The following is an 11,777-nucleotide window of genomic DNA, read 5'->3' on the forward strand; positions in this document are numbered from 1 at the left end:
CCTAATGTCGCGTTTTTTATTGGCTTGAATTGTGGATTTGAATAACTCGCTTAACGAACTTTCTTGGCCGCAATCGCCTGCTGAATTTGTGGCAATGCAGTACCACCGAGCACGTCGCGTTTCGCTAAACAAGCTTCAATAGTCAGGTTTGGATAGACATCATCTTCAATGATAGCGGCAAAAGTTTTTAATTCGGCCAAGGAGAAATCCTCGAGCGGAATTTGCTTCGCTATCGCAGCAACCACGACTTCACCCACAACATGGTGCGCCTCACGGAAAGGCATACCTTTAGACACGAGATAATCCGCAAGCTCAGTAGAATTTGCATAACCTTGCTGTGCGGCTAACAGTGCATTAGGACGATTGACCTTCAAACCTGACAACACTAACGCCACCATATCGAGGCAAATTGCCCAGCTATCAACTACGTCAAACAGGCCTTCTTTATCTTCCTGCATATCTTTGTTGTACGCCAAAGGCAGTGCTTTCATCGTCGTGAGAATGCCCACTAAGCTGCCATACACCCGGCCGGTTTTGCCACGGATAAGCTCTAATGCGTCTGGATTTTTCTTCTGTGGCATCAGGGATGAACCCGAGGTCACTTCATCACTCAGGGAAATAAAGTTCGCTTCACCTGAGTTAAAGAAAATCAAATCTTCAGCCATACGGCTTAAGTGCATCATGCTGATCGATGCGGTTGAACAAAGCTCTACCACGTGATCTCTGTCTGATACACTATCTAAGCTATTCAGCGTTGGCGAGGCAAAATTAAGCGCAGCAGCCAGTGCATGTCTATCTATTTTATAAGCTGTGCCCGCAAGGGCACCAGAACCTAATGGACAGGTATTCGCGCGGGTTAACGCATCGGCTAAACGGCTGATATCCCGCTCAGTCATTTCCACATACGCTAAACACCAGTGGCCAAATGTCACAGGTTGCGCGCGCTGCAAGTGAGTATAACCCGGCATTACCGCATCAAATTCACGCTCAGCCAACGCCAGTAATTCAGCATGTAAGCCTTGAAGGCGCGCGAGTAATGCTTTGCCTTCGGATTGACACCAAAGCTTTAAATCGGTGGCAACTTGATCGTTACGGCTACGACCGGTGTGCAATTTCTTACCGAGATCGCCCACTTTGGCAATCAAAGCCGACTCGACGAAACTGTGAATATCTTCGGCGCCCGAGGCGAGAATAATCGCTGGATCGCCCTGCACTTCCACCAGCAAGTCATTGAGTGCTTTTTTCAAGTCTCGGCATTCAGTTGCCGAGATAATTCCCACGCTGGCAATCGCATCCGCCCAAGCAATGGAGCCGACCACATCCTGTTCGAACAAGCGATAATCCACAGGCAACGAATCGTTGAATAATTTGAATAGCGCGCTCGTTTCGCCCTGAAATCTTCCACCCCATAAAGCCATGCTAACTCCCCTTACTCACTACTTATTTAAAATCGACTCATCTGAATCAAAAACTCAATCAAAACCTAAAAACAAAAAAGGGCGCTAGGCGCCCTTTTACACGACCTATTACTTACCCTTAACGTCATTAGCGTTGAGTGCGCGGATGCGGCTCGCTAATGAGTACAGGCGGATAAAGCCTTCTGCATGTTTTTGATCGTACACTTGATCTTCACCGAAAGTCGCAAACGCTTCAGAGTACAAGCTGTTAGGTGAACGTTTCTTCACTGCGCTCGCTTGGCCTTTGTAGAGTTTAACCACAACTTCACCGTTAACTGATTCAGCCAGTGACTCAGATGCTGCCAGCAATGACTTACACAGTGGCGTGAACCAACGGCCGTCATACACTAAATGCGCCATTTGTGCGGCAACTTGCTCACGCCAGTTACGGCTAGTCTTGTCGAGAACAAGCTCTTCAATTGCACGTAGTGCTGCGAACATCACAGTGCCGCCGGGTGTTTCATAACAGCCACGAGACTTCATGCCGACTAAACGGTTTTCAGTAATGTCGATACGACCCACACCGTGTGGCGCAGCAATGGCGTTTAATGTCATCAGCGCAGCATAAGGCGTTAGGGCTTCACCATTCACTTTAGTGATACGGCCATGTTCTACTTCTAGCGACACATATTCAGGCTTGTTCGGTGCATCTTCAGGATCGGCAGTCAGTGTCCATACGCCTTTGCTTGGCTCGTTCCATGGATCTTCTAACTCACCACCTTCATGGGAAATATGGAAAGCGTTGGCATCACGGCTATAGATTTTAGTCGCTGACGCTGACGTCTTGATGTCACGTTCAGCTAAATAGGCCAGTAGATCTTCACGGCTCTGCATAGTCCATTCACGCCATGGGGCAATCACTTTTAAATCAGGTGCTAATGCGGCGAAGCAACCTTCGAAACGCACTTGGTCGTTACCTTTGCCGGTACAACCGTGACACAGAGCATCGGCGCCCACTTTACGAGCCACTTCAACCTGCGCTTTGGCAATAATAGGACGCGCCATTGACGTACCGAGTAAATAAGTGCCTTCGTAAATCGCACCGCTCGCAATCGTTGGGTAGATATAGTCTTTAACGAATTCTTCTTTTAGATCGACGATATGACATTCAGAAGCACCTGAAGCTAAAGCTTTTTCAGTCAAGCCAACCAGCTCTTCTTCGCCTTGGCCAACGTCGGCGCAGAATGCGATGATTTCACAGTTATCGTAGTTTTCTTTTAACCAAGGAATAATGGCCGAGGTATCTAGACCACCTGAATAGGCTAAAACCACTTTTTTCACGCCAGTATTTTTGTTCTCGATAGACATCTTAAATTCCTATGACTCGTTTCTCTCAAGGAGAAAACAGGCTGCTAAACAGGGTTAATTTAACTAAATAAGGTTACCAGTACCGCATTTTGGGCATGCATCCGATTTTCGGCTTGTTGCAGAATTAAGGAGCCTGCACCGTCCATCACTTCATCTGTTACTTCTACACCACGGTGGGCGGGCAAACAATGCATAAAGAAGTTAGCGCCCGCTTTCGCCATCAAAGCTTTGTTTACTTGGTATGGTGCAAACTTCGCTTTGATATCAGACAAAGGCGTTGGATCGCCCATTGAAATCCAAGTATCAGTATAAATAGCGTCGTGACCTTCAATCGCATCGATATCTGAAGTCAGCACTATCTTGCCGCCATATCGTTTGGCGAGCTCTTGCACTTCTGCCACTACGTAGCCATCAGGAAAGTGACCCGCTGGGCAGATCACTGTCATGGTGGCACCGAGAATAGCCGCACAGTACATCAGCGAGTTAGTGACATTATTACCATCACCAACATAAGCTAATTTAGCTTTACTGACATCCTCAAACTGCTCTGCCAGTGTTAAAAAGTCAGCTAAGGCTTGGCAAGGATGATAAAGATCCGACAGCGCATTGATCACGGGCACTGAGCCGAACTCGGCTAATTGTTCGATAGTGGTGTGTGAATAGGTTCTCGCCACAATTGCGTCGGCCCAACATGACAGGTTAGAAGCAAAGTCAGCAACCGATTCCCGTTTTCCCAGTTCACCATTTTGCTGGTCTAGGTATAAACAGTGGCCCCCGAGCTTATTAATACCGATATCAAAGCTAACGCGTGTTCTGAGTGAGGGCTTTTCAAATAACATCACCACACTCTTGCCATCCAGCGCATGACGATACTCAGCCGGATTGGCTTTAATCGTTTTTGCCAAGGCAATTAGATCCTGTAACTGCTTCTGGGTTAAGTCTTTTATCGATAGTAAATGCTTCATAACCTACTCCACTTATGGTTGGATTTGTGTTCCTACGGCTTCACCTTTTGCTAATGCGATTAATTGGCTTGCATCACGCCACGAGGCAACTTGTACCGCCTGCCCCATCCACTGTGCGACTTCGAGCGCAGCTTCAACTTTGACCTTCATTCCTTTTTCGATCACACCTTGCTTAACAAGGTCTGCTATCTGCTTGCCATTTAAACTGTGGATGAGCTGGCCTTTACCATCGAGCACCCCAGAAACATCCGACAGTAGCACTAACTTGCCGCCCACTAATTTGGCTAAGGCCGTCGCAGCTTGATCAGCATTGACGTTAAGCATTTGGCCATCGTCCATCATGGCGATAGAGCTACAAATCGGCATCCAACCTTGGGCGAGGATAAACTTAAGATAAGTGCCATCGTTTGGCGTGACTTCGCCCACTAGGCCTAAACGCTCATCTTTAATCTTAGCCGAAACAGTATTGCCATCGGCGAGGCTCATGCCCACACTCACAATGCCAGCCTTAGTCGCTGCGCCTTGAAGAATTTTGTTCGAAGTCCCCGCAAGTGCGCCGGCAATAATCGGCATTTGCTCGGGCGGAGTCACACGCAAACCTTCTAACTTGACGGTTTCCATACCATTCGCTGCTAGCTGCTCATCCACCAGACAGCCGCCGCCATGCACCATCAACACTTGCTGACCATTGGCTAACATAGCCGCAGCCGTATCCATCAATCGCGCCATCCCCATTTCACATTGCAGCAGCGCGCCGCCCACTTTAAGCACTAATACTGAGTTGTTTGTAGACATCTTGACGACTCTCTTAAATAAGGATGAACAATTAAAGGTTAAAATGAATCTTTATGCATTGCAGCGCTTGGCTGGCAGCACCTTTCATCAAGTTATCGATGGCACTGGCTACCACTAAGTAACCGCTATTCTCATCAAACTTCCAACCTAAGTGACAGTTAGGTGTCAGCACCACATCGTCTACTTTCGGGAACTGATTGTGCTTCACGGTGACCAATGGCGCCTTGTCATACACGCTATAGGCCGCGGCCACATCGGCAGTCGTAGTACCTGGTTTTAGCTGTACGGTAATGGTCGCTAAAATGCCACGCTTAAAGTTACCAAGGTGCGGTGTAAATATCACTTCTTGGCCAAGCTGAGTGGCAATCTCGGGTTGATGTCTGTGGCCTAATACGCCGTAGGGTGTCAGGCTAACTTCACAAAAACTGGTGTGTAACTGCGCTTTACGGCCCGCACCTGTTACGCCGCTCACAGCATTGATTACCGGATAAGCCGATGTCAGTAAACTCACTAGCGGCTTTAACGCTGTCAATGATGCGGTCGGGTAACAACCTGGCACGGCAATCATCTTAGTCGCAGCGATTTCTTTAGCATTCCATTCGGCAAGGCCATACACGGCTTTGGCTAAAACTTCAGGATATTCATGCTCAAAGCCATACCACTTCGGATATTGCGCCACATCACTGAAACGATAGGCACCGCTTAAATCGAATACCGCTAACCCTTGGCTATAAAACCAAGCCGCTAAATGCAGGCTCACCGAGTGCTCAGTCGCTAACACCACGGCATCGGCTTCGACAACGATTTTTGCCTTAGCTTCATCGGACAATGGCGACAGCGTTAATGCGATATGGCTATAGCTAGGATACAAATCCGCTAAAGGCTTACCTTTATCTAAACTGTTTTCAGAAACATACAACCCTTGAATCGTCAGTTCTGCTTCTGCATGGATTAAAGCGGTCAGTTGCGCGCCTGTGTAACCACTGGCACCAATAATGGCGATATTTTTCATGTTTTTGTCTTATTAACCGAATCAAAGAAACTTAAAGAGTAGATGAATAGCTTACACGCAACCGCGCATATCTATGATGACAAGACTATCGTCGCAGGAAATCGTAATAGGTTGTTATTTTATTCACTGTCAGGCTAATACTGTACATCATGATATTCACTCTACAGGTCACAGGGGGTGACTCATCTCAACTGATGGCTAGACTACCACAAAGATCTACTTATGCAATATATGTGAATATATATTTTTAATTTATTTTCATATTTTAAGCTCAAACTGGGATATCGAAGACACGCCTCCCATTCAGCTAACTCGTTAATAACACAGTTATCCAGGGTCAACATGAGTCAAAATCAGTCCTTTTCATTAACAGCTAAGATACATGTCTGCAAAGCATAAAATAATGCACTTCATATTCACTTGCACTAATCATCAAAAAATATTGCGTGACTTCGCATTTCTATTGAATATTCTTCATCAAATACCGTGATTGGTTGCATATCGGATAAGCCAGTCGTATAAGTTATAAGTTCTGCTGTTGACCATAGCCCCAAGTGATAGGTATTGTGCTAACGGGCTATATACCCAAGCTACCTGAAGATACGAGTTTCAGAGCGCCTAGGGTGCTTCAATTCAAGGCGCATCAATGAAAGAATGTCGGCCACCTTTTAAATTGATGCAACACGGAAGTGGAGTGCCCTAGGTGCTCCGTCCCGGCGGGTTTTAACGCACTTTATGCTGCGTTGGTTATTTTTAACTTAGCCCGCTAGGCCTGCAAATAACTGCCTTGCCTAAAGTGCGTTAAACTCCCGCTGAATCCTGCATCTTCAGGTTGTTTGGGTATATACACAGCGGATTTTCATGTTTTTCTATTCGGAGTAACTATGTCAGTAACCATGGCAGACAATATGACAGATATGTATGCGTCATTAAGATCGAACGTGAGTATGTTAGGCCAAATCCTTGGCGATACTATGCGTACCCATCTTGGGGACTCTTTTCTTGAGAAGGTTGAACAGATCCGTAAGCTTGCCAAAGACTCACGCCGAGGCGATCAAGCCGCCAGAGAGCAAATGCTCGAGTTACTGACAGCTTTGCCAGACGAAGAATTAGTCCCTTTTGCAAAAGCTTTTAACCAATTTCTTAACTTAGCTAACTTATCCGAGCAATTTCATACTATCAGTCGTAATTGCGACGAACTTGTCTGCGTGCCAGACCCAGTGGAACAACTCCTAGGCCGCATGCTCAATGGTCGTGTCGACCAAGCTAAAATGCTCGACTGTCTAAAAACACTGGATATCGATCTGGTGCTAACAGCGCACCCCACTGAAATTTCCCGTCGCACCCTGATCCAAAAATACGCCGCCATTGTCGACTGCTTAACAGAGCAAGAAAACGACCAACTATCGGATAGAGAACGTCAACAGATCAATCTGCGCCTGCGCCAATTAATCGCGCAAATATGGCACACCAATGAGATCCGCCGCGAGCGCCCAACTCCAGTAGATGAGGCTCGCTGGGGATTATCCACCATTGAAGAGTCACTCTGGCATGCGGTGCCTGACTTCTTAAGACAACTTAACGATCGAGTGCAGCAACGCACAGGGCAGCAATTACCGATTGATATCGCGCCAGTGCGCTTTTCAAGCTGGATGGGCGGCGATCGCGACGGCAACCCGTTTGTTACCGCAAAAGTCACCCAAGAGGTGCTCGATCGTAACCGCCATGCTGCCGCCAGATTATTCTTAAAAGACATAGTCCTACTGGTCGGTGAACTGTCGATGGAAGAAGCCAATGATGAGTTAAAGGCTTATACCAATAACAGCTGCGAACCTTACCGCCACGTGCTGCGATCTATTCGTCAAAGACTGCGTGACACCATAGATTATTTAAATGCGCGCATCGAAGGCCACAATCCTGAAGTCGATAAGTCGAGCCTGATTTGGCAAGAAAGCGATCTCAAAGCGCCGCTAGAAATGCTCTATAAGAGTTTAACCGACTGCGGTATGCGCTTAATCGCCAACGGTTTATTGCTCGACATTCTCCGCCGTCTCGCCTGCTTTGGCATTCATATGCTCAGGCTCGACATTCGCCAAGATGCCAGCCGTCACAGCGATGTGCTCGCCGAGTTAACTCGCTATCTCGGCATGGGTGATTTCAACCATTGGGACGAGACTGAGAAGCAAGCCTTCTTATTACGTGAACTCAGCAACCGTCGTCCACTGATCCCAAGTAACTGGCAACCCTCGGCCGATGTGGCCGAAGTGCTTAATACCTGTCGTTTGATTGCTAAACATCCGGCAAAAGCACTCGGATCCTATGTGATTTCGATGGCGGGTAAACCATCGGATGTCTTAACGGTTTTACTGTTACTCAAAGAAACAGGCTGTTCGCATCCAATGCGCGTGGTGCCACTGTTTGAAACCTTAAGCGACTTAAACAACGCCGCTGCATGTATTACCGATTTGCTCGATATTGACTGGTATCGTGGCTATACCAAGGGCATGCAAGAGGTCATGATTGGCTACTCTGACTCAGCTAAAGATGCCGGTGTTATGGCGGCGGCTTGGGCTCAGTATCACGCCCAAGAGCAGTTAGTGGCAGTCTGTAAACAAGCGGGCGTCAAGCTCACACTATTCCATGGCCGTGGTGGCAGCATTGGTCGCGGGGGTGGTCCTGCACACAAAGCAATCCTATCGCAACCACCAGGTTCGGTAGATGGCCGCATTCGCGTGACTGAGCAGGGCGAGATGATCCGCTTCAAGTTTGGCTTACCAAAACTCGCGGTTCAAAGCTTGGCCCTGTATACCTCGGCCGTATTGGAAGCAACCCTGTTACCACCGCCAGAGCCGAAGCAAGAATGGCGCAATTGCATGCAACGTATCGCAGAAGAATCAGTGGGTGCTTACCGTGGCATAGTGCGTGATGAACCTGATTTTGTGGCTTATTTCCGCGCGGCAACGCCAGAAGTGGAATTAGGAAAACTGCCACTCGGCAGCCGCCCAGCCAAACGTCGTGTCGATGGTGGGATCGAAAGTCTGCGAGCTATTCCGTGGATTTTTGCTTGGTCGCAAAACCGCTTGATGTTACCTGCATGGCTTGGCGCCGGTGAAGCACTTCAAGCCGCCTGTGAACGCGGTGAAATGGGCTTACTGCAAGAGATGGAACGGGAATGGCCTTTCTTCAGCACTCGCATTTCAATGCTGGAAATGGTCTACGCCAAGGCGGAACCTAATTTGGCCCGCTACTACGAAACCTGTTTAGTACCGAAAGACTTGCATCACTTAGGCGAAACCTTGCGCCAACGCTTGGATCTGGGTATTAAAGTCGTGCTTGAACTGACAAAATCAGATAGTTTAATGGCGCATACACCGTGGAATCGCGAATCAGTTAAACTGCGAAATCCGTATATCGATCCATTAAACTTCTTACAAACCGAGCTATTAGCGCGGACACGTAAGGAAACAACCGAAACTCCTGCGTCTGAACATGTACAGTTAGCGCTAATGCTGACCATTGCAGGTGTGGCAGCGGGTATGAGAAACACTGGTTAATGAAAAAACTTTCCCGCACGATTTGCTTGGGACTGACTGTACTGCTTGGCGGCTGCGTCTCGCAGTACAGTATCAGCGAGCACGAAATGGAGCAGTACCTCAGTAAAGAGATCCATTTTGAGATTAAACAAGGCAATCAATTAGTTGGCGCAGAAGTGCGCATTAACGACATCAGTGTCAAGCTAGGTGTAAAACCTGACACTATGAGTGTAAGTGCCGCAACTCAAGTATCAATTAAGAATCCGATCTTTCCATTGAGTGCCAAACTCACTACGACTTTCGAAGCTAAGCCTTGGTATGACAGCGCAACGCACAGTGTCTATCTGCGCCAACTCGAATTAGTCAAAGTGGAGTCAACGCCCAAGGATATTGAAAAAGCGATTAGCAGTGCCACGCCGCAGGTGATGGGTTATCTAAGGCAATTCTTAGAAAACCAGCCTGTGTATGTACTAGATACCAAGGACAGTAACCAAGCACTGATGGCAAAAATGACCGAAAGCATTCAAGTTGCCCCAGGCAAATTAGTGCTTAAGTTCACTAAATAATCTGCCATTTTTGTATCTCTGTAGAAGTTAAAATGCTCCCTCGTGAGCATTTTTGTTGGCTGGCATAAATGGATATATACCCGTATAAGAGTTACTTACTGAATCGCCCAATCGACTGATAATCGACGATCACAGCTTCAGCTAAAAGCTCACGTCTTAGCATATCGTAAGCCACAGCAGCACTTAAACTGCGTACCAGATCCCGTGAACGTCTCGGTAGTTTAATCATCTGACTATAAACACCGCCGCGAGTTGCTAAAGCGATCGCCACAGTCCCCACAGGTTTCTCATCTGTGCCACCATCGGGCCCCGCAATTCCACTGGTTGCCAGTGCATAGTCACTGTCTAAAATTTGCCTTGCCCCCTTAGCCATTTCTTCCACAGTCGCAATAGAGACAGCACCATGATCATCTAAGGTTGAAGGATTAACACCTAACACGCGCACTTTAGATTCATTACTGTAAGTCACTAATCCGTGCTGTAAGTAAGATGAACTGCCAGGGAAATCAACTAACTGACTGGTGATCATGCCGCCAGTGCAAGACTCAGCAACGCTTAAGGTCAAGCCTGAGTTAAGTAGCTTATAATGAATTTCTTCGGCAAGAGTGGCTGTATCTTCCGCGACAACCGCAGTACCCAGCACCATTTTGATGTGCCCAGCGACGCGAGGTAATACTGCAATCGCTTTATCGCCACGGGCGAAAATCTTAATCTCAATATGCGGCATGGAAGAGCGGTAACCAATAGTAATGCCTTCTGGCAGCTCTAGCGGTTCTAACTTATCTGCCAAAGCGGACTCACCTTGACCTATGGTCAATAGTTTCTTTAAGGAGACCTTAGCATCAAGGTTAAACTCTTCGCGAATAAAGGGCACAAACTGCTCTGTAACCATGTGCTTCAGCTCAAAAGGCACACCAGGCGTAAAGAATAACCAAGCGCGGTTAAGCTTAACTCTAAAACCACAAGCGGTTCCCACTGGGTTATCAACCATCACAGCTGACGCTGGCAGCATAGCTTGCTTGAGATTACTTAAAGGCATTTCACGGTTATTACGGGTAAACCACTCCTCTAAACGCTCACGCCACTCCGCATTCTCAACCAATGGTTCGCCCTTCGCCTTCGCCATCGCTAAAGCAGACATATCATCACTCGTCGGCCCGAGACCACCATTAACGAGAATCACATCTGCATGTAAGCTACGTTCTTGGAAAACCGCAATCAGATCCTCGAGGCGATCGCCGACGGTTACTCGACGCTGGATCTCGACACCATGCTCCATCATAGTACTGGCAAACCAAGCGGCGTTGGTATCAACAATCTGTCCCGCCAACACCTCTTCCCCAGTGCAAATCATCTCTAACTTCATCTCAGATCCTTATCTACCCCAATAAATTAAAACATAAGGTAAGTAACCGCTTAACTAATAGCAATAGCTAGGCTCGATCGAGAACTAAGATAGCTGTAGCAAAATCGGAGCATTGACAAAATAACCGAACAAATAATCGACAACCATTACTTATTATTGATGTCATGAAGAGTGAAAGAGAGTGTTAAGGAGAGAAAAATAGGAGGAAAACTGACTAATTGAATAGACACTAGGCTGGATTTAACAAATTGCGAATGCAAAAAAGCCAGCTTATTCAGCTGGCTTCTTTACATCTCAATGAGATAATTAGGCGCTTGGCGATGACCTACTCTCACATGGGGAGACCCCACACTACCATCGGCGCGTTTGCGTTTCACTTCTGAGTTCGGGATGGGATCAGGTGGTTCCACAAGGCTATTGTCACCAAGCAAATTCTGTTTATTACCGTGTCCATTTCTGACTCACGTTAATAATAATTCGGAAAGCTGATTTTCTTTGTTTGAGTTCAAACTTTATCAAGTRTCKRTATTCTGTCTAAGGCTTCTTTGTAAAACCCATCTGGGTTGTATGGTTAAGCCTCTCGAGTCATTAGTACATGTTAGCTCAACGCCTCACAACGCTTACACACCATGCCTATCAACGTCCTAGTCTCGAACGGCTCTTTAGAGGAATTAAATTCCTAGGGATGACTCATCTTAGGGCTCGCTTCCCGCTTAGATGCTTTCAGCGGTTATCGATTCCGAACGTAGCTACCGGGCAATGCCATTGGCATGAC

At 47.2% G+C, this 11,777-nt stretch carries 8 protein-coding genes and 2 rRNA genes; 2 read left to right on the forward strand and 8 right to left on the reverse strand.

The genetic code is table 11. The features are described 5' to 3' along the window. Positions 1 to 50: 50 nt before the first annotated feature. The 5 genes from argH to argC form a co-directional block, all read right to left on the reverse strand. The gene (gene argH / locus L5M17_RS12045; protein ID WP_219251822.1) at positions 51 to 1,418 is read right to left on the reverse strand and encodes an argininosuccinate lyase; all 1,368 of its coding nucleotides are present in this window, start codon (positions 1,416 to 1,418) and stop codon (positions 51 to 53) included. A 108-nt stretch (positions 1,419 to 1,526) separates the two neighbouring features. Beyond that, positions 1,527 to 2,765, reverse strand: coding sequence for an argininosuccinate synthase (locus L5M17_RS12050; protein ID WP_263147671.1), 1,239 nt, complete (start codon positions 2,763 to 2,765; stop codon positions 1,527 to 1,529). Positions 2,766 to 2,824: 59 nt separating this feature from the next. Next, a complete protein-coding gene (locus L5M17_RS12055; protein WP_219251823.1) occupies positions 2,825 to 3,730 on the reverse strand; it encodes an ornithine carbamoyltransferase in 906 nt (301 codons plus the stop codon). A 12-nt stretch (positions 3,731 to 3,742) separates the two neighbouring features. Next, positions 3,743 to 4,525, reverse strand: a complete 783-nt coding sequence (gene argB, locus L5M17_RS12060; RefSeq protein ID WP_106649098.1) for an acetylglutamate kinase — start codon at positions 4,523 to 4,525, stop codon at positions 3,743 to 3,745. A gap of 31 nt (positions 4,526 to 4,556) precedes the next feature. Further along, on the reverse strand, positions 4,557 to 5,537 hold the full coding sequence (gene argC, locus L5M17_RS12065) for an N-acetyl-gamma-glutamyl-phosphate reductase (protein WP_263147675.1): 981 nt from the start codon (positions 5,535 to 5,537) through the stop codon (positions 4,557 to 4,559). 884 nt (positions 5,538 to 6,421) lie between these two features. Here argC and ppc point away from each other — a divergent pair. Together ppc and L5M17_RS12075 are read left to right on the forward strand one after the other, a co-directional pair. After that, positions 6,422 to 9,091, forward strand: a complete 2,670-nt coding sequence (ppc, locus tag L5M17_RS12070; protein ID WP_219234812.1) for a phosphoenolpyruvate carboxylase — start codon at positions 6,422 to 6,424, stop codon at positions 9,089 to 9,091. Then, the gene (locus tag L5M17_RS12075; protein ID WP_263147679.1) at positions 9,091 to 9,636 is read left to right on the forward strand and encodes a DUF1439 domain-containing protein; all 546 of its coding nucleotides are present in this window, start codon (positions 9,091 to 9,093) and stop codon (positions 9,634 to 9,636) included. Before ppc ends, L5M17_RS12075 begins: the two co-directional genes overlap by 1 nt. Before the next feature lie 91 nt (positions 9,637 to 9,727). Here L5M17_RS12075 and L5M17_RS12080 read toward each other — a convergent pair whose 3' ends face one another. The 3 genes from L5M17_RS12080 to L5M17_RS12090 form a co-directional block, all read right to left on the reverse strand. Continuing rightward, complete coding sequence (locus L5M17_RS12080) at positions 9,728 to 11,002, reverse strand: CinA family nicotinamide mononucleotide deamidase-related protein (RefSeq protein WP_263147681.1); 1,275 nt, start codon at positions 11,000 to 11,002, stop codon at positions 9,728 to 9,730. A gap of 312 nt (positions 11,003 to 11,314) precedes the next feature. Continuing rightward, positions 11,315 to 11,430 (reverse strand): 5S ribosomal RNA (rrf, locus tag L5M17_RS12085). 139 nt (positions 11,431 to 11,569) lie between these two features. Beyond that, a 23S ribosomal RNA gene (locus tag L5M17_RS12090) occupies positions 11,570 to 11,777 on the reverse strand; the annotation flags it as partial.

Source organism: Shewanella sp. SW24, assembly GCF_025653395.1.
Classification (GTDB): Bacteria; Pseudomonadota; Gammaproteobacteria; order Enterobacterales; family Shewanellaceae; genus Shewanella; species Shewanella oncorhynchi.